Raw genomic sequence first — 19,070 nt, 5'->3', positions numbered from 1 at the left:
ATGAGCGTCTGACGAATGGTTAACGCAGACGCAAACGGAGCCGAACCGGCCCCGTTTCCATGCGTCCTGGTTAAGGAAAGTTAAACTATTTGGTCCCGTACATCCGATCGCCCGCATCGCCAAGACCCGGAACGATATAGCCTTTTTCATTCAGATGGCTGTCGATCGAGGCGGTGTAGACCGGCACGTCCGGATGTGCCTCGGTGAAGTTCTTCACGCCTTCCGGTGCGGCCAGCAGACACAGGAAGCGGATGTTCTTCGCACCGCGCTCCTTCAGCTTGTCGACCGCGGCAATCGAGGAATTGCCGGTCGCCAGCATCGGGTCGACGACGATGATCAGGCGCGACGCGATATCCTCGGGCGCCTTGAAATAATATTCGACCGGCTTCAGCGTTTCGTGGTCGCGATAGACGCCGATGTGCGAGACGCGCGCGGAGGGGACCAGCTCCAGCATGCCTTCCAGAAGGCCGTTGCCGGCGCGCAGGATGGAGGCGAACACCAGCTTCTTGCCTTCCAGCACCGGCGCCTGCATTTCGGTCATCGGTGTCTCGATCGTCTCCATCGTCAAGTCCAGATCACGCGTCACCTCGTAACAGAGCAGCGTCGAGATCTCCCGGAGCAACCGGCGGAAGCTGGCCGTCGAGGTTTCCTTGCGGCGCATGATGGTGAGCTTGTGCTGCACGAGCGGGTGATCGATAACGGTGACGCCGTCCATGGGTAGGCCTTCTTTTCTGGTTATGTACGGACTTTTTTCCACGGAATCTGCGCAGGCCGCAAGAGACGAGACGGCGTTTTGCCCCGTTTCTTTAGGCAAAGCAGCTGCCGGCTTCAGAGAAAGCTGCGCCCGTAGCGTCCGGCGGGCAGGCCGAGGTGGCGCGCGATGGTTTCGCCGATGTCGGCATAGGTGCCGCGAATGCCGATCGACCGCGTCTGGATGTTCGGCCCGAACGCGATGACCGGAACGCGTTCTCGCGTGTGATCCGTTCCGCGCCAGGTGGGGTCGCAGCCGTGATCTGCCGTCAGCACGATGAGATCGCCGGGTCGCAGCCGGCGGAAAACGTCCGGCATCTGCCGGTCGAAGGCTTCCAGGGCGGCGGCATAACCCGCCACGTCGCGACGATGGCCGTAAAGCATGTCGAAGTCGACGAAGTTGGTGAAGGTGAGGCTGTTGTCCGGCGCGTTTTCCATCAGGTCGAGACTGGCCGACATCAGAGCCGCATTGCCGTCGGCCTTGATCTTGGCGGTCACGCCGCGCGCGGCGAAGATGTCGCTCACCTTGCCGACGGCGATCACCTCCCGGCCGGATTGCGCGGCGCGGTCGAGCAGCGTCGGCTCCGGCGGGGGTACGGAAAAGTCACGGCGGTTGCCGGTGCGGGTGAAGGTCGACGCATCCTCGCCGATGAACGGACGGGCGATCACCCGGCCGATGTTCAGCGGATCAAGCAGCTGGCGGACGATCTGCGAGAGCTGGTACAGGCGATCCAGCCCGAAATGCACTTCATGGGCGGCAATCTGGAAGACCGAGTCCGTCGATGTATAGACGATGGGCCTGCCGGTGCGGATATGCTCCTTGCCGAGCCGGGCGATGATATCGGTGCCGGATGCGTGGCAGTTGCCGAGGACGCCCGGCAGGTCGGCATGCCGACAGATCCCGTCCAGAAGCTCGGCGGGGAATGACTGCTCCCTGTCGGCAAAATAGCCCCAGTCGAAATTGACCGGCAGGCCGGCAATCTCCCAATGGCCCGACGGCGTGTCCTTGCCGCGCGAAACCTCGTTCGCTGCGCCAAAGAGGCCAAATACCCTGTCAGGGATCTCCATGCCGGCCGGAAAGCGGCCGCACGCCATCTCTGCAATGTGCATCAGTCCAAGCGCGGAAAGGTTGGGCAGGCGTAGCGGCCCGCTTCTCAGGCCCGCCCGGTCGGCCGCGCCGCCGGCACAGGCTTCGGCAATATGGCCAAGCGTGTTCGCTCCTGAATCTCCATAGGCGCGTGCATCAGGCGCCCCGCCCACGCCGAAGGAATCCAGAACGTAAAGGAATGCTCGTGCCATTGTGTCCTCGCCTGCCACGGAAGTCCGTCACAGGCTCTGCCTCAACGGGATATTCGGGCGCATCGATATCGCTCCGTCCAGTCATCTCATGCCTGTTGGGAGAGACGATGGCTGATGCCAACCCTCAATAAAGCAATTCCGGCAGATAAGGAAAGTGGGGACATGCGACATCCCCACCGGCCACCAGCTGTTACTTGGACGTGCCGGTCTCGGCGTGGACTTCGCAGTTCGGCGTGCAGGACAGGACGGTGCGTTCTGTCTGGCGGAAGACCCGGACTGTATCGTCTTCGTCGATGGCGACGAGGATGCGTTCGTCGAAAATGGCATTGCCGTCCGCATCGAGCAGAACCAGGTTCGTCGTACCGAACGCGTGGCCTGTCAACACGATCGTCTGGGAATCGGCGACCGTGGCGTCTGCGACATCGGAATTGCCGACGATGACCTTGCTGACCGGACGATCGAGCTTAAGCACCCGAGCCTGGTTCATGTAGACCGTCAGCATGCCATTGCTGTCGTTGGAAAAGGCCGGCTTCATCCCGCACACGGCAAAGGCCAGGACAAGGCAGGACTTGATGAGATGGCCACGCATGACGGCACGATCCTCGAAAGATGACGAGCTTCGGATGACGGAAATACTAACGGGACAATGGCGCGGAATGGTGAATGAATCGTTAAATGCCTCGATTCGGCGCAAAGGCGGAGCGAAATAGCCGAGCTAAGCGCAAATATTGGAGTGACCATTGCCGATAATTGCGGTTCGCCAAGTTCGCTCTTCGCGCGGGTAGCCAAGGTGTCCGGAAACCGTCATGGATCATTTAGAAATGCAGTAAAGCCGTTCGCAACTTGTTTACCATAGGAATGATGTGTCGATATTTACGGACTGGTAACTACTTTTTTTAAGTCGATTGCAACAGGGCTTGGCTAGTGTTTGCTCATCCGAACAACGGCAACAGTTGGCGGAAGTGCTGAACAAGTGGACTAAGGAGATCACCATGACCAAGCTTTTTGCACGCTTTATGAAGGACGAGTCCGGTGCGACCGCCATCGAATACGGTCTTATCGCAGCTCTCATCTCTGTCGCAATCATCACCGGTGCGACGACGCTGGGTAGCAGCCTGAGCAACCAGTTCACCAACATCGCTGGCAAGCTGAATTATTCGGGTTGATTTGGAGAAGCGGCGGAAGCGACCATCGCAACCGCCGTTGCAATCCGAGATCCCGATAGACCGCTCTCAGAGATGAGGGCGGTCTTCGTGTAGGAAAAATGCTTTTATTTCGCTGTCTAAATTCTAAATTATTAGCGGTTACACGCTAGGCTTCAGATGTCATAATAGAGGTAAAAGAGATGATTGCGGCTGCCCTTTTCGTTGTGTTCCCGATATGCTTGGCTTTAGCAGCATTCACCGACTTCTTTACCATGACAATCCCAAACAGGGTTTCGGCGATCCTCTTGATAACATTCTTTCTTGTCGCGCCATTTGTTGGCCTGTCTTGGCAGGAGATGGGAATGCACGCGGTTGCAGGCCTTCTGGTTCTCACTGTCTGCTTTGCTCTCTTTGCCTTCAACGTCATGGGTGGTGGGGATGCGAAATTGCTGGCCGCAGCTGCCGTCTGGTTCGGCTTTACGCCTTCACTCATGGAGTTCCTGATATACGTCTGCTATGTTGGCGGTGCGGTGACGCTCATGATCCTCGTTTTGCGAAGCAAGGCAAATGCCATCATGGCGATGGGCCTTAATCTGCCCGCTTCTATCCTGCATGCGAAAAAGATTCCCTATGGTATCGCAATTGGAATAGGAGGGTTTCTTGCCTATCCGTCCTCGCCTTTGATGGCCCTTGTCATTCAGGCGCATTGACCGGCCAGCTCCGCCGAAATCTCCAGCAGTAAGCTTACATTAACCAAGCCTGTACGCATCTCATTAACTATAATTACACCTTTTGCTGATCATCCTTGGGGGAAATCAAGTCGCGATTCCTCAAGGGACGATCATGAAACCTGCCCGCATCATTATTCTGACAGTTGCTGTCGTTGCCGCAGGCCTGGCGGGACTTCTAGTGGTCAACATGGTGAGCCGCCCGCAGGTTGTGGTGCAGCAGACTGAAGCTCTCGTCGAGAAGGAGCCGACGGTGGATGTTCTCGTCACGAAGGAGAACCTGCCGGTCGGAAGTCGCCTCAATCCGGAAAATGTCGAATGGATTGCCTGGCCGAAGGGAAGTGTGGCCGACGGGCTGATCACCAAGGCAAAGAGCCCGGATGCCGTCACCGCCATGGCAGGCTCGGTCGTGCGGCTTCCCCTGTTTGCTGGCGAGCCGATCCGGCCGGAAAAGATAGCCGACTCCTCGAGCCGAATCCTGTCTTCGCTGCTGCCGGCCGGCAAGCGCGCCATCTCGACGGATATCACCGTGTCGACGGGCGCCGGCGGCTTCATCCTCCCGAATGACCGGGTCGACGTCATCATGGTCCGTCGCGATGATAACCGAAACTTTCAGACGAGGACGATCCTGAGCAACGTTCGGGTCCTGGCGATCGACCAGCAGATCCAGGAGGAGAAGGATGGATCGAAGGCAGTCGTCGGTTCCACCGCGACGCTTGAGCTGACGCCCGATCAGGCGAAGGTGATCGCCGTGGCGCAGCAGATGGCCGACCGGCTGACGCTGGCATTGCGCTCTGTAGCGGACGCCGGCGAAGAGGACACAACGATCCCCAAGGGCATTCTGAATTCCGGGACCGGAGCCGACAGCATCACCGTGATCAAGTCCGGTGAGCTGGCAACCAGCAGCATCAATGCTGCTCAGTCGCAATAAGGGAGTGGGGACCATGAGAATTTTAAAGAAGACGGTCCATGCACTCCTTGCCGGCGGTGTATCGCTATCCTTGACCTTCTCCGGCCTGACAGCCGGGGTATCCACCGTTCTTCTGGTCCCGGAAGCTGCGCATGCGGCTTCGAGCGTGATCAAGATCGCACGTTTTGGGGCGGGCGCATCGCAGCGCGTCAAGCTCGGCCTGAACAAGGCCGTTGTCATCGATCTGCCGACGGATGCCCACGATATTCTCGTGTCCGATCCTGAAATGGCCGACGCGGTGACGCGGACGTCACGCCGGATCTATCTCTTCGGCAAGACGGTCGGGCAGACCAATGTCTTCATCTTCGGCCCCAACGGCCAGGAGATCGTGACACTTGAGATCGAGATCGAGCGTGACATCAGCGGGCTGGAGCAGAACCTGTCGCGCTTCATTCCCGACTCCGACATCAAGATCGAGATCGTATCGGACAACATTGTTCTGACGGGGACAGTCCGGACGCCGCAGGATGCGCTGCAGGCTCAAAAGCTCGCCCAAGCCTTCCTCAAGGGCGGTGAGGCGACGACCCGCAGTTCGTCGGCTGCAAGCAGCGCCCAAGGCGGAGATGTTGCGATCTACGAGGAAGACCGTCAGACGTCGCAGATCGTCAATCTGTTGAAGATCGAGGGCGAGGATCAGGTGACACTGAAGGTCACTGTTGCCGAAGTCACCCGTTCTGTCATGAAACAGCTCGGCTTCTCCGGCTCATTGAGCGGAGCGAATGCCGCGATCCAATATATGAACCCGACCAACCTTGGTTCGTCCGTCAACTCGACCGCGAACGCCACCTTGTCCGGATCGATTGCGGGCATGGATGTCAGCGCATATATCAATGCCATGGAGCGCGCCGGTGTCATGCGGACACTTGCCGAACCGAGCCTTACGGCGATCTCGGGCGAGGACGCCAAATTCTATGTGGGTGGCGAGTTCCGTCTTGCTTCCAGCCAGGACATCGACGAAGACGGCAAGGTGACGCGCGAGGTCACGACGACGGAATATGGCATCGAGCTCAACTTCACGCCCGTCGTTCTGTCTCCGGGCAGAATCAGTCTCAAGATCGAGACGAACGTTTCCGAGCCGACTTTCGAGGATTCCTACGTTACTGGCTCGACGCTCTCGACTCCGGGCGTCACCTATCAGGGCATCCGCAAGCGCGAGGCATCCACCACTGTCGAATTGCCGTCCGGCGGGTCCATCGTGATTGCCGGTCTGGTGCGCGACGATATTCGCCAGGCGATGTCGGGACTGCCGGGACTGGCGCGCATTCCTATCCTTGGCACACTGTTCCGCAGCAAGGATTTTACGCGCAACGAGACAGAACTCGTCATCATCGCGACGCCGTATCTGGTTCGCCCGGTGGCGCGCAACAATCTTGCCAAGCCGGATGACAACTTCAATCCGGCAAGCGACCAGGCGACGTTCTTCCTCAATCGCATCAACAAGGTTTACGGGCGCGAGGAGGACACCGTTCAACCGGGCCAGTTCCACGGCACCGTCGGCTTCATCTACAAGTAGGCGGAGAACGGCAATGACGAAAAATTCCAGAAAAACCCGCCAGGACGCAGAGGCTGCAACCATGGTTTACAAGCCATCCGCCTATCGCTTTTCGCGCCTTTTTGTCGCCAGCTCGATGATGGCGATCGCCGGATTTGTGACCTCCTGCGGCTCCATGGGAGACCGCATCCAGACAGGCTCGATCCCGGACGACTACCGCACCCGCCATCCGATTGTTCTTGCCGACGTCCCGCATACGCTCGACTTGGCAGTCGGCACCGGTGACAAGGCGCTTCCGATCGGTTCCAGGGACGTATTGAAGGGATTCGCGGCCAATTTCATCGCCAGTGGCGGTGGCACGATCCAGGTCGCCCTGCCGCAGGGCGCGATCAACAGCGCGACCGCGTCTCATTTGTCGAAGGACATCCGCCGGCAATTGGTGACGGCTGGAGTAAGTGCGCCGCAGATCGTCACGACGGTTTACGACGCCGGTTCCTACGAAGGCGCAGCACCTATTCATCTGAGCTACTCGGCAGTGACCGCGGTGACGAACACCTGCGGGCAATGGCCGAAGGATCTCATGGCAGACTCCATGGCGAACAAGAATTGGTACAACTTCGGTTGCGCCAGCCAGAACAACCTTGCCGCACAGATTGCCAATCCCATGGACCTCGTCGCACCGCGTGGAATGACGCCGATCGACGCGGACCGCAGGAGCACCGTCATAGACAATTATCGTGATGGGTCCAGCACCGCCTCCGAATGATCTGGCATTGGATTGAAAGTCAGGAAAGACGATGAACGCGATTGACTACGAAATTGGATCGGCGGGACCCGATGACGGCGGTGAGTTCGATCACGGCATCCTCGGCGATATGGAGCAGATCCGTCCTCTGCCGCGCATCTCCATTCATGCTTTTTGCGAAACCGATGCCGTCAGCCGGGTCATGGACCGGATGGCCGAGGATCGGCGGATGTCGAAGGTCAGCCTGCGGATCAACGGCGGCGGCATTGCCGCTGCGGCCCGGATGTTTTCCCAGATTCCGACGCCCAATCTGATCATTCTCGAGACGACTGCCAGCCCGCAGAACCTTCTCGAAGAGCTGAGCCCGCTTGCTGAGGTCTGCGATCCGACGACCAAGGTCATCGTGATTGGCCACCACAACGACATCAATCTCTATCGTGAACTGATCCGCAACGGCCTCTCCGAATATCTGGTCGCCCCTGTGGCGATGGCCGACGTCATGAGAACGGTGTCGGGAATCTTCGTCGATCCGCAGTCGGAACCGCTCGGTCGGAGCATTGCCTTCATCGGTGCCAAGGGCGGCGTTGGTTCCTCCACGATCGCGCACAATTGCGCATTCATGATCTCGCATCTGTTCGACAGCGAAACTGTTCTTGCCGATCTCGACCTGCCTTACGGTACGGCCAACATCGATTTCGACCAGGATCCGGCGCAGGGGATTGCCGAGGCGGTCTTCACGCCGGAGAGATTGGACGAGGTCTTTCTCGATCGTCTGCTGAACAAGTGCTCCGACAAGCTGTCGCTGCTGGCGGCGCCATCGCTGCTTGATCGTGCCTATGACTTTTCCGGAGATGCCTTCCTGCCTCTGCTGGAGATCCTCCAGCGCACGGCGCCGGTAACCGTGTTGGATGTGCCGCATGTCTGGACGGATTGGGCGCGTTCGGTGCTCTCGTCCGCCGACGAAGTGGTGATCACGGCGATGCCCGATCTCGCCAATCTGCGCAACACCAAGAACCTGCTGGATGCCCTGAAAAAATTGCGGCCGCACGACAAGGCACCGCATCTGATCCTCAACCAGGTCGGAATGGTCAAACGGCCGGAAATCGCGCCTGCCGACTTCTGCGAGCCGCTGGAGATGGAGGCGGCGGCCATCATCCCGCTCAACGTCCAGCTATTCGGCGATGCGGCCAACAGTGGCCGGATGATCTCAGAAATTGACGGCAAGTCACCGGTCGCGGAAACCTTCTCGCAGCTTGCCCATCTGGTGACCGGCCGGGCGACGATGAAGAAGGAAAAGCGCGGCGGTCTCGGCAAGGTTCTGGGAATGCTCGGCAGAAAATAGACGGTTGAGAAGAACAGCGACAGGATTCAATGATGTTTGGCAAGCGCGGAAATGAGGGATTTGGCAAGGCGGGTACTGGCATCGGTACGATCGCCCGACCGGCCGTCCCCGAAAAGGTCGCGGTCTCCGAACCCGTCGCGCCACCGTCTTCTGCCGCCGCACCTGCGCCGCCGGCTGCCGAAAATCCTGCACCCGCACCGGCAAGGCCGGGCGTGCTCGACGCGGGCCCCATTCCGGAGCGTGGCAAGATTGCGCCGCCGCCTCTGCAGCGCAAGAAGACTGCCCGCAACGAGGACTACTACGATACCAAGTCGCAGGTCTTTTCTGCGCTGATCGACACCATCGATCTGTCGCAGCTTGCCAAGCTTGACAGCGAGAGCGCGCGCGAGGAAATCCGCGATATCGTCAACGATATCATCACCATCAAGAATTTCGCGATGTCCATTTCCGAGCAGGAAGAGCTGCTCGAGGATATCTGCAACGACGTCTTGGGTTACGGTCCTCTGGAGCCGCTCCTGGCGCGTGACGACATCGCCGACATCATGGTCAACGGCGCCGGCCAGACTTTCATCGAAGTCGGCGGCAAGACGATCGAGTCGGAAATCCGTTTCCGCGACAATGCGCAGCTTCTGTCCGTCTGCCAGCGCATCGTCAGCCAGGTCGGCCGTCGCGTCGATGAATCGAGCCCGATCTGCGACGCACGTCTGCCAGACGGTTCGCGTGTCAACGTCATTGCGCCGCCACTGGCGATCGATGGCCCGGCACTCACGATCCGAAAGTTCAAGAAGGACAAGCTCAACCTCGATCAGCTGGTGAAGTTCGGCGCGATCACCCAGGAAGGGGCCGTACTGCTCCAGATCATCGGTCGCGTGCGATGCAACGTCGTCATTTCCGGCGGTACGGGCTCGGGCAAGACCACGCTGCTGAACTGCCTGACGGCTTACATCGACACTGATGAGCGCGTCATCACCTGCGAGGATACCGCGGAACTGCAGCTGCAGCAGCCGCACGTCGTCCGGCTCGAAACCCGCCCGCCGAACATCGAAGGCGAAGGCGAGATCACCATGCGCGATCTGGTCAAGAACTGCCTGCGTATGCGTCCCGAACGCATCATCGTCGGCGAAGTCCGTGGCCCGGAGGTGTTCGACCTCTTGCAGGCGATGAACACCGGCCATGACGGCTCCATGGGGACGATCCACGCCAACACTCCGCGCGAATGCCTCAGCCGTATGGAATCCATGATCGCCATGGGTGGCTTCAGCCTGCCGGCGAAAACCGTCCGCGAAATCATTTCAGGCTCGGTCGATGTCATCATCCAGGCGGCGCGCCTGCGCGACGGTTCGCGCCGCATCACGCACATCACCGAAGTCGTGGGCATGGAAGGCGACGTCATCGTGACCCAGGACCTGATGATCTACGACATGGAAGGCGAAGACGCGAACGGACGCATCATCGGCCGGCACAAGTCGACGGGCATCGGCAAGCCGAATTTCTGGGATCGTGCACGCTACTACAATGAAGAGCGACGTCTGGCCGCAGCGCTTGACGCCATGGCGCAGTGATGAACGCAAGTTGGAACGCCGATGTTCGGGATTGATATCAATCTGATTGCCATCATTGTCCTGTCGGCCATCGCCGCCGGCGCGGTATCCTACGGCATTTTGTTCGGCTCGATCGAAAAGCAGAAAAAGACGGAATCCCGGGTCAGCAAGATCAAGTCCGCCGAAACCGACGGAGCGAAGGTCAAGGCGGCGCGGGATCGCGTTCAGGAAATGTCCAAGAGGCGCAAGTCCGTCCAGGACACGCTGAAGGAGATGGAAAAGAAGCAGCAGGAAAAGAGCAAGAAGTCGCTCAGCATCGAGGCAAAGCTCAAGCAGGCATCGATTCCGATTTCGCTGAAGCAGTTCTACACCTATAGCGCCGCCGCCGCGGCCTTCGTTTTCTTTGCCGGCTTTCTGGCTGGCTTGCCCATTTTCGTTGTTCTCGGGGCCGCCTTCGTGATCGGGGCGGGCGTTCCACGCTGGTTTGTCGGCTTTCTGATCAAGCGCCGCCAGAAGAAGTTCCTGAACGAGTTTCCGTCCGCGCTCGACATCATGGTGCGCTCCATTCGCTCCGGCCTGCCATTGAACGATGCGCTTCGCCTGATTGCCGTCGAAGGCCAGGAGCCGGTCAAGACCGAATTCCGTCGCGTCATCGAAGCGCAGCAGGTCGGCATGAATATCCCGGAAGCCTGCGCGCGCATGGGTAACACCATGCCGCTGCAGGAAGTAAACTTCTTCGCGATCGTCATCGCCATCCAGTCCCAGGCCGGCGGTAACCTCTCCGAGGCGCTGGCCAATCTGTCGAAGGTTCTGCGCGAACGAAAGAAGATGAAGGCCAAGGTCAATGCGCTGTCCATGGAAGCCAAGGCCTCTGCCGTGATCATCGGCATCTTGCCGTTTGCCGTGGCGACGCTCGTCTATCTGACGTCCCCCGGCTACATCTCGGTCCTCGTCACCGATCCCCGCGGGCACATGATCCTGCTGGGGAGCGGCATCTGGATGAGCATCGGGATCTTCGTCATGCGCAACATGATCAACTTCGAGATATAGGGACCTGGAGCAATGACGGCTGACCTCGCATCCAGGCTTACCGATCCCGCAACCCTGGTGGCCCTGCTGGTCGCCATCACCGTGTTCGGCACCTTTTATTCGCTCGTCATGCCCTATTTCGAAAAGGGTGATCTCGAGAAGCGCATGAAAGCTGTCTCCACCGAGCGCGACCAGATCAGGGCGCGCGAACGGGCGCGCATGAGCCAGGAGGCATCATCGCAGGGCCGGCGCGTGTCGATCCGTGCCGAGAACAACAAGTCGGTTCGCAGCATCGTCGAGAAGTTCAACCTCAGGGAAGCGCTTGTCGACGAAAACACGATGAACAAGCTTCGCGCTGCCGGCTATCGTTCGCAGAACGCCTTGAACACATTTCTGGTGGCCCGGTTCGTTCTGCCGTTCGTCTTCTTCCTGCTCGCGCTCGGATGGGTTTTCGGCCTCGGCAACCTGCCGGACAAACCGTTCGCCATGCGCTTTCTGGTGACGATCTTCGTTGCCTATGCCGGTTTCTATGCGCCGAACCTCTATATCAGCAACCGCATGGGCAAACGGCAGAAGTCCATCCGCCTTGCTTGGCCGGACGCCCTCGACCTCCTGCTGATCTGCGTGGAATCCGGTATCTCGATGGAAATGGCGATGCGCCGCGTCGCCGAGGAAGTCGCCGAGCAGTCGCCGGAACTTGCAGAAGAAATGGTTCTGACGACGGCCGAGCTTTCCTTCCTGCAGGATCGTCGCCAGGCGCTGGAGAATCTCGCCAACCGCACGCAGCTTCCGGGTGTCCGTGGCGCCACCCAGGCGCTGATCCAGGCGGAGCGCTACGGCACGCCGATCGCCCAGGCGCTTCGCGTCCTGGCTCAGGAAGGCCGTGACGAGCGCATGAACGAGGCCGAAAAGAAGGCCGCCGCCCTGCCGCCAAAGCTGACTGTGCCGATGATCCTGTTCTTCCTCCCGGTCCTCATCGCCGTCATCCTCGGCCCCGCCGGCATCTCGGTTTCCGACAAGTTCCATTGATTGGACTGGGTTGAAATTTTTCAACTGAAGAACCATCATTTCCCGTACATATTCGGTGAAATTGATCTGTTGTTCGGCCGCAACAATTTATTGTTCTTTAATAAACCCTATCAGCTGTAACTAGAATGGCGGTATTTTCCCTGATAACCTTTGATGAAAGGGAGTAAGGGGTATGGGTTATCGTCAATTATTGCGTGCCGGCACAGCATTGGCTCTTATTGCTGCATTTGCTGCTGCCCGATCAGAGGCGTTTGCTGCGGATGTTTTTGTTGCGGCAGATGCTCCGTCTTCATTTGCGCCGCCAGCCGTCCAAAAGCCTGCCGTAGACGGTGTCAACGGTAGCCTGAGTGTCCTTGGCGGGGGCGGCGACAGCGACGGCATCTTCGGTCTTGTCGGTAAGCTATCGATCCCTGTGGGCCATGCATTCGGCACGCAATTCGACGGCGGCGTGTTCAGCAATGATGGAAACACCTATTTCTCGATCGCCAACCACACCTTCTGGCGAGATCCGGACGTCGGGCTCGCGGGCGTCTATGGTTCGTTTTCGCATTACGATGCCGCTGGCGGTCTGAATGGCGGCCGTATCGGCGCGGAAGGCGAGGCCTATCTCGGCCGCTTCACCATCCGCGGCGTGGCCGGCGTCGAATTCAGCAATGGTGATAGCTCCACCAGTGGCTCGACGCTGATATCATATGATGACGGCACCCGTTTCTTCGACATGGTCGATTTCGCCTATTATCCAACCGACAATATCAGTGTTTATGCCGGTCACCGTTATACGGGCGGCAACCATGCGTTGGCGCTCGGCACTGAAGTCCTATTCCAGAACGGCAGCGGTACGGCGTTCTCCGCATTCGCCGAAGGGCGCATCGGCGAGAGCGACCACCAGTCCGCCTGGGTCGGCGTCAGGGCCTATTTCGGGCAGTCCGACAAGTCCCTGATCCGGCGTCATCGCGAAGACGACCCGAATACCTGGGAACCGGATACCCTGTTCGGAATATCGAATTCGCTGGGTGAAACGCCGGTGAGCAGTGAGACGTCTGTCGAGTTGTATTGACGTTAATGTTAGACTTCGGAAATGAAGTCGAAAAACTTTCCTGACGAGCTTCTGGGGATGTGGGCGACGGGCTTAAAGTCGACGGCAATTTGATCTTTGTCGTCCTCAAGGCATTTCTTCACAAACGCTGAAGCTGAAACTTGATCAATGTAGTGGGCGCCTTTTGGCACATAACGCACTTCCAGGTGATCGGTTCGCGTTTGCGCAATCTGCATTTGACGCATTTCGACAAACTCTTGGAGTCGTGAAAATGGGATCACAGGCCAGATACTTCGCCCATCAGGGAGATGAAACATCTGTCTGGAACGACCGAGTATCTTTCCGAGGGTGGGCAACTTAATTCCACATCTACAGGCAGTCGGATTTCGAGTCCCGAAATCACCAGTATCGTATCGGATAAGAGGCGTCGCATAATTGTATAATGATGTGACGATCACTCTGCCGATCGCTGACCCTGTTATTGATTGGCCGTCATGGTCAACGATCTCAAGTCGGTTCGTTTCGCTTTGAATGTGAAGTCGGTTTTCAACGCACTCACCTGCAATCATCCCGCATTCTTCGGATGCATAGCGATCGACAACCTGAGTATTGAACGCCCTCGTCACATCCTCGCGTACATCATCGTCGAGCACTTCCCCAAAGCAGAAGACATGTTCCAAGTGTAAGGGGAGACGGTCCTCTGCTGCCGCCTTGCGGGCAAGAAACCCAGCATATGTTGGATAGCTGATTAGGTTATTCACTCCCGTTTTACGAAGCCAATCGAGCGGATCATCGCTACGGTGAGCAACGTCGTATAAATGGAAGTTAGATTGCTCGGAACGGACGCCGTCTTCCGAATCTGGAGCTGGTGGCCGTCCGTGACGCATTTGGGCAAATGCCGACGATTCGTCCAATCCAAACCATTTGAGGTGCCGATGCGTGCAGCTCTTGGAGGCAATGAAGAGCGCTGCGGATTGGAGAAAGATAAACGGTGTACCGGTCGATCCAGATGTTCGGATCAAATTTGCATTGCCGGCTTCTGGCGGCGTTGACTCCGCACGAAGTCGTTCTCCGGCTTCTTGTGCCTCTTCGCGCGTTAGAATGGGGACCTCGTGCCAGCGCGTGAGATCCACATTTCCGGTCTTATCGTCAAATATTGACGATAACCTACCCGTGTCGCGGTAGAATGGGACCTGGCGAGCGGCGTGAGCCACGAGCATTGTGGTCAGCCGGTCCTGGTAGCGCTGGAGCGCTTCCGGTTCCAACGATTGGGTCCGCATCAGCGTTTCTGTAAACGTCGTAAGGAGTTTGCTCAATCACCGCCTCTGAAGGTCTTGAGTACAACAAACACCAATTTACCGACGATTGCTGATAGGTCTAGCCGACCAGAACGGTTCTTCCTGATGACGCCCTCAGTAAGGTGTTCACCCGTTTTTCGCGAGCTTCTTCCAGGTGCCTTGCTGGTTCAGCATCTGCTTCAGGTAGGCGACGTTGGCGTCGGCCTGTTCCTTTGTCAGTTCGCGCTGGGCAATGTTGATCGCCTCGTCGAAGCGGCCCTGAAGGCCGACGACAAGTGCGAGGTTCTGGCGTACGCGGCTGTCGGCGGTCGGCTGGGCGATCGCCGTGCGCAAATAGGATTCGGCCGTCTTCAGGTCGCCGGTCAGGAGATAGGACATGCCGAGATTGGAGAGCACCGACGGCTCGTTCGGCACGATGTCGAGCGCATTGCGATAGCGTTCGCGCGCTTCCGCGGGCCGGCCGAGTTGGTCGAGTACGGCGCCCTCGGCGGAAAAGAGCTTCCAGTCCGGGCGATCCGGTGTCTGCGCCCGCTGGATCGAGGACAGCGCCTGGTCGAACTGGCCGGCAGCCGCCTGCGTCTTGCCGTAGGCGGCAAGAACGACGGGGTTCTTGGGATTGGCGATCGCGACGCGCTGCATGACGGCGAGCGCCTGATCGTTCTTGCCCGACATCAGGAGGAGGTTGGCATAGGTCGTGCCGACCTGCGGGTTGGTCGGTGCCTTGTCATAGGCTCTGCCGGCCTGATTGGCAGCCGCATTGAGTTCGGCCGAATCCATCTGCTCGATGGGCTTGGAGAATTTCGGGATGGAACCGGTGGTCATCTGGCTCGGCTTCATCGCGCAGCCGCTCACCGAGAGGGTTGCGATCGCCAGACACACGCCAACGAGAAGGCGGTTTTTTCCGGAAGCCAATTGTGCCGGCATGCTCATACTATGCCCCTGTCTCTTCGTGCCCGAGCCGAATCCGTGACCGGAATGCGGCGTCATTCTCACTCCAGCAATATTCTGTTAACCCTAATGGACGGTTAACGTCGCATTTGATTCCCAGCATTTCGAAGGTACTCATGGCTCCCTTTCAGCATATCAATCGCAGTTCTCCCTATCTCGAAGAGGGCGGCGCGACGCTGCCGATCTTCGCCGTTACGCCCGCCCAGATCGAGGCCGGATCGATCGATCCCGTGGCACTCGACTGGGCCCGGAAGGCAGGTTTCAAGGCCGAAGCCGGCGCGACGCTGCCGGTGCCGGGTGAAGACGGACATCTCGGTGGTGCCCTGTTCGGCCTCGGCAGTGCGCCGGAAACCCAGCCATTCCTGACGGGCAAGCTGCCGAAGGCGCTACCGGCCGGAAACTGGCACCTGGAAACGGCGCCGATCAATGTGGACTGGCTGTGCCTCGGCTTCGGCCTCGGTGCTTACAGTTTCGATCTCTACAAGGCCCCGTCTTCGGAAAAGGCACGCATGGCCATGCCGCAGGACGCCGATGCGGTGGAAATCGCCCGCCAGCTCGCGGCGGTCTACCTGGTTCGCGACCTGGTCAACACGCCGACAAACGACATGGGGCCGGAAGAGCTGGAGTCCGTGTTCCTCGCTCTCGCCAGGCACTATGGTGCTGAAACAGAGGTCATCCGCGGCGACGATCTCATCAAGCTGAATTTTCCACTGATCCATACCGTCGGTCGCGCCAGCACGTCGGCGCCGCGTCTCTTGGACATGCGCTGGGGACGCAAGGGCGCGCCGCGCCTGACGCTGGTCGGCAAGGGCGTCTGCTTCGACACCGGCGGCCTCGACATCAAGCCGGCCTCCTCCATGCTTCTGATGAAGAAGGACATGGGCGGCGCCGCCAACGTTCTCGGCCTGGCGCTCCTGATCATGGATGCGGGCCTCGACATCGACCTGCGGGTACTGGTGCCGGCAGTCGAGAATTCCATAGCGGGCAATGCGTTCCGGCCGAGCGACATCTACACCAGCCGCAAGGGCCTGACGGTGCAGATCGACAATACCGACGCGGAAGGCCGGCTGATCCTGGCCGACGCGCTGGCCTATGCCGACGAGGAAAAGCCCGATCTCATCATCGACATGGCGACGCTGACGGGCGCTGCCCGCGTCGCGCTCGGACCGGACGTGCCGCCGTTCTATACCGACGACGAGGCTCTCGCCGCCTCGCTTGCCAAGGCAAGCGGCGAGGTGTTCGATCCGATCTGGCGCATGCCGCTATTTGCCGGTTACGAGCAGATGGTGAACGCCAGGATCGCCGATCTGACCAACGCGCCGTCCGGCGGCATGGCGGGATCGATCACCGCCGCACTGTTCCTCAAGCGCTTCGTCACCAAAACGCCGCGCTGGGCGCATTTCGATATCTTCGCCTGGTCGCAGGCCGACAAGCCGCACGCACCCATGGGCGGCGAGGCGCAGGCGATCCGCGCCATTTACCATGTGCTGAAGGCAGGGCTCTGAGGGGCCTTGTCCCATGTGCCCGGTTGGCGGTAAATAGAACGGTAGCGTAACGGTTCTGGAGAGCCCCGTGTCCGTCGAATTGACCGCCAGCCAGGCGCTGGGCCTCATGCATGGCGTGAGCCTGGAGCAGGTGCGGCTTGAAAACCCGGACCTGACGCTCCGCCAGATGGCGATCCTTCTGCATGTCTACCTCGTGCCACCGCCGCACACGGTGCGCGGTCTGGCCGCGACGCTGAACGTCAGCAAGCCGGTCATCACGAGGGCGCTCGATACGATGGGCGCCATGAAGCTCATCGATCGGGTGCGTGACGAACGCGACCGCCGCAACGTCATCATCAAGCGCACCGTCGCCGGCGCGCTCTATCTCGAAAAGCTCGGCGATCTGATCATCGATCAGGCCCGCAAACTGGATTGACGACAGGAGACCACGATGCTCGACCGACGTCTTCATGCCTTCCGGCCCGATCTTGCCGACATCCGCCTGAAGGGTGAGGTTGAAGCGGAACGCTATGTCGAGGGCGAGGCGGGCATCATTACTGTGCCGGTTGTCGATGTCCGCCCGAAGCCGGATCTTGCGGTCGGGATCGATACCCAGTTCCTGATGGGCGAAGCGATGACGGTGTTCGACCGGGCCGACGGCTGGGCTTGGGTGCAGTCGGCCGTCGACGGCTATGTCGGCTATGTTCCGGTGGAGGCCGTGGCACAGGATGCGCCGGCGCCAACGCATGTGGTCAGCGTGCCGCGCACCTTCCTCTATCCCGGCCCGGACCTGCGCTTCCCGATCGTGGCGACACTGTCGATGGGAAGCCGGATTGCGGTTGTCGGAGAGACCGAGACCCGCAACACCCGTTATCTCCTGCTTGCCGACGGAACCGCCGTCATCGGCTTCCATTGCCGGCCGGTCGGCGACAGTCTCGACGACGATCCGGTGACGATTGCCGGTCTTTTCCTGCAGACGCCCTATCTCTGGGGCGGTCGCAGCGGTCTGGGCATCGATTGCTCGGCCCTCGTGCAACTCTCGATGCAGATGAGCGGCCGCAATGCGCCGCGCGACAGCGACATGCAGGCCGCCTTCGGCACGACCATCACCCGCAATGATTTGAGACGCGGCGATCTCGTCTTCTGGAAAGGCCATGTCGGCTTCATGGAGGATGCCGAGAGCCTGCTGCATGCCAACGGCCATACGATGCAGGTCACCCGCGAGCCTCTGTCCGACGCGGTCGCCCGCATCGAGCCGCTCTATGGCCAGCCGACGGCCTACCGCCGTTTTTATTGAGTGATCCTTTGCGGTAGCTGTTCGAGCGACCTATATTGGGTGTGTTCGCCGCTTGAGGCCGAGGAAGAATGTTGAAGATCGTCATTGCCATCTCCGGCGCATTCATGCTGGCCGCTGCCGCGCCGGCGTCCGCCACCGAGCTCGATTTTTCGAAGCTGAAGGGCCAGTATCCCTACAAGGATCTGCCTGGCGTGGAGACCTTCGGCACCAGCACCGACACGAGCGCGAAGTTCAGGTGCGAGACGGCGACACGCCAGTTCCGCTTCCATCGCTATGACGACGATGACGGCAATCTGCTGCGGAACAACAGGTCGCTGCCGCGGCTTGTGTACCGCTGCAGCAACGGCGTCTATTCCGTCGAGAGCACCCGCACGCCGTATCCTTCTACCAAGCGCTCGGACTGACGCCCTCAGCGATCGATCCTGGTCGACAAGATGATCGAGGAGAGTGTCCGTTCAACGCCCTCGATCTCACCGATCGCATCGATGATGTGATCAAGGGCGCCGATCGAGGTGGACGCGACGATCGCGATCAGGTCGAAACTGCCGCTCACAGAATGCAGCGCCTTGACTTCGCCGATGGCGGAGAGGTCAGCCGTCACCCGGCCAAGTGATTTCGGTGCGATCGTGATCAGCACATGGGCCTTCACCAGCCCGCTTTCATAGGCGGACGACAGCCGCACCCCGTAGCCGGCGATAACGCCGTCGCGCTCCAGCTTCTCGATGCGCGCCTGGACGGTGGTGCGCGACAGGCCCAGCCGGCGGGCAATGGTCGCCACTGGCATCCGGGCGTTTTCGCCCAGAAGATCCAGCAAGGCCCTGTCCTTGTCGCTTGTCGTCATTTTGCGCAATCTCTTCGCCTATATGTTCAATTCTATAAGGCAATGATGTCTTTTGGAAGCTGCAAATCGACGTAAATCTCCGTCATGCTGACGAAA

At 59.5% G+C, this 19,070-nt stretch carries 20 protein-coding genes; 14 read left to right on the top strand and 6 right to left on the bottom strand.

Annotated features, from left to right (window positions below; genetic code table 11):
• Positions 1-85: 85 nt before the first annotated feature.
• The 3 genes from upp to ACU5AY_RS16025 form a co-directional block, all read right to left on the bottom strand.
• Positions 86-715, bottom strand: a complete 630-nt coding sequence (upp, locus tag ACU5AY_RS16035; protein WP_446825675.1) for a uracil phosphoribosyltransferase — start codon at positions 713-715, stop codon at positions 86-88.
• A 113-nt stretch (positions 716-828) separates the two neighbouring features.
• The gene (locus tag ACU5AY_RS16030; RefSeq protein WP_446826945.1) at positions 829-2,049 is read right to left on the bottom strand and encodes a phosphopentomutase; all 1,221 of its coding nucleotides are present in this window, start codon (positions 2,047-2,049) and stop codon (positions 829-831) included.
• Positions 2,050-2,239: 190 nt separating this feature from the next.
• Complete coding sequence (locus tag ACU5AY_RS16025) at positions 2,240-2,584, bottom strand: pilus assembly protein N-terminal domain-containing protein (RefSeq protein ID WP_446829037.1); 345 nt, start codon at positions 2,582-2,584, stop codon at positions 2,240-2,242.
• 457 nt (positions 2,585-3,041) lie between these two features.
• Here ACU5AY_RS16025 and ACU5AY_RS16020 point away from each other — a divergent pair, with 457 nt between their 5' ends.
• The 10 genes from ACU5AY_RS16020 (at position 3,042) to ACU5AY_RS15975 (ending at position 13,127) form a co-directional block, all read left to right on the top strand.
• The gene (locus ACU5AY_RS16020; protein ID WP_446826944.1) at positions 3,042-3,215 is read left to right on the top strand and encodes a Flp family type IVb pilin; all 174 of its coding nucleotides are present in this window, start codon (positions 3,042-3,044) and stop codon (positions 3,213-3,215) included.
• Between the two features lie 179 nt (positions 3,216-3,394).
• Positions 3,395-3,904: an A24 family peptidase gene (locus ACU5AY_RS16015; protein WP_446826943.1), complete on the top strand. Its 510-nt coding sequence runs from the start codon at positions 3,395-3,397 to the stop codon at positions 3,902-3,904.
• A gap of 133 nt (positions 3,905-4,037) precedes the next feature.
• A complete protein-coding gene (cpaB, locus tag ACU5AY_RS16010; RefSeq protein ID WP_446826942.1) occupies positions 4,038-4,853 on the top strand; it encodes a Flp pilus assembly protein CpaB in 816 nt (271 codons plus the stop codon).
• 13 nt (positions 4,854-4,866) lie between these two features.
• Positions 4,867-6,405 (top strand): type II and III secretion system protein family protein, encoded by a 1,539-nt coding sequence (locus ACU5AY_RS16005; protein WP_446826941.1) that lies wholly within the window; start codon positions 4,867-4,869, stop codon positions 6,403-6,405.
• 13 nt (positions 6,406-6,418) lie between these two features.
• A complete protein-coding gene (locus ACU5AY_RS16000; protein WP_446826940.1) occupies positions 6,419-7,150 on the top strand; it encodes a CpaD family pilus assembly protein in 732 nt (243 codons plus the stop codon).
• Positions 7,151-7,181: 31 nt separating this feature from the next.
• Positions 7,182-8,471, top strand: a complete 1,290-nt coding sequence (locus ACU5AY_RS15995) for an AAA family ATPase (RefSeq protein WP_446826939.1) — start codon at positions 7,182-7,184, stop codon at positions 8,469-8,471.
• A 32-nt stretch (positions 8,472-8,503) separates the two neighbouring features.
• Entirely contained in the window at positions 8,504-10,033 is a 1,530-nt protein-coding gene (locus tag ACU5AY_RS15990; RefSeq protein ID WP_446826938.1) for a CpaF family protein, read from the top strand.
• A 21-nt stretch (positions 10,034-10,054) separates the two neighbouring features.
• On the top strand, positions 10,055-11,062 hold the full coding sequence (locus ACU5AY_RS15985; RefSeq protein WP_446825666.1) for a type II secretion system F family protein: 1,008 nt from the start codon (positions 10,055-10,057) through the stop codon (positions 11,060-11,062).
• Between the two features lie 12 nt (positions 11,063-11,074).
• A complete protein-coding gene (locus ACU5AY_RS15980) occupies positions 11,075-12,070 on the top strand; it encodes a type II secretion system F family protein (protein WP_446825665.1) in 996 nt (331 codons plus the stop codon).
• Between the two features lie 172 nt (positions 12,071-12,242).
• On the top strand, positions 12,243-13,127 hold the full coding sequence (locus ACU5AY_RS15975) for a hypothetical protein (RefSeq protein WP_446826937.1): 885 nt from the start codon (positions 12,243-12,245) through the stop codon (positions 13,125-13,127).
• 8 nt (positions 13,128-13,135) lie between these two features.
• On the opposite strand, the gene ACU5AY_RS15970 is transcribed toward ACU5AY_RS15975, so the two are convergent.
• Both ACU5AY_RS15970 and ACU5AY_RS15965 read right to left on the bottom strand, forming a co-directional pair.
• Positions 13,136-14,422: a phenylacetate--CoA ligase family protein gene (locus ACU5AY_RS15970; protein ID WP_446826936.1), complete on the bottom strand. Its 1,287-nt coding sequence runs from the start codon at positions 14,420-14,422 to the stop codon at positions 13,136-13,138.
• A 108-nt stretch (positions 14,423-14,530) separates the two neighbouring features.
• A complete protein-coding gene (locus ACU5AY_RS15965; protein WP_446829036.1) occupies positions 14,531-15,328 on the bottom strand; it encodes a tetratricopeptide repeat protein in 798 nt (265 codons plus the stop codon).
• Positions 15,329-15,468: 140 nt separating this feature from the next.
• Here ACU5AY_RS15965 and ACU5AY_RS15960 point away from each other — a divergent pair, with 140 nt between their 5' ends.
• The 4 genes from ACU5AY_RS15960 to ACU5AY_RS15945 all read left to right on the top strand — a co-directional run bounded on the left by ACU5AY_RS15960 (position 15,469) and on the right by ACU5AY_RS15945 (position 18,537).
• Positions 15,469-16,857 (top strand): leucyl aminopeptidase family protein, encoded by a 1,389-nt coding sequence (locus ACU5AY_RS15960; protein WP_446826935.1) that lies wholly within the window; start codon positions 15,469-15,471, stop codon positions 16,855-16,857.
• Positions 16,858-16,924: 67 nt separating this feature from the next.
• Positions 16,925-17,272 carry a MarR family transcriptional regulator gene (locus ACU5AY_RS15955; RefSeq protein WP_446825663.1) on the top strand — a complete coding sequence of 116 codons (348 nt, stop codon included), beginning with the start codon at positions 16,925-16,927 and terminating at the stop codon, positions 17,270-17,272.
• A gap of 15 nt (positions 17,273-17,287) precedes the next feature.
• Positions 17,288-18,133: a C40 family peptidase gene (locus tag ACU5AY_RS15950; protein ID WP_446826934.1), complete on the top strand. Its 846-nt coding sequence runs from the start codon at positions 17,288-17,290 to the stop codon at positions 18,131-18,133.
• A 68-nt stretch (positions 18,134-18,201) separates the two neighbouring features.
• Positions 18,202-18,537: a hypothetical protein gene (locus ACU5AY_RS15945; RefSeq protein WP_446826933.1), complete on the top strand. Its 336-nt coding sequence runs from the start codon at positions 18,202-18,204 to the stop codon at positions 18,535-18,537.
• Positions 18,538-18,542: 5 nt separating this feature from the next.
• Here ACU5AY_RS15945 and ACU5AY_RS15940 read toward each other — a convergent pair whose 3' ends face one another.
• Complete coding sequence (locus ACU5AY_RS15940; protein ID WP_446825660.1) at positions 18,543-18,974, bottom strand: Lrp/AsnC family transcriptional regulator; 432 nt, start codon at positions 18,972-18,974, stop codon at positions 18,543-18,545.
• Between the last annotated feature and the right edge of the window lie 96 nt (positions 18,975-19,070).

The organism is Rhizobium sp. PAMB 3174, assembly GCF_052908375.1.
Note: the sequence above shows the minus strand (reverse complement) of the source record. Positions and strands in the feature narration are given on the sequence as shown.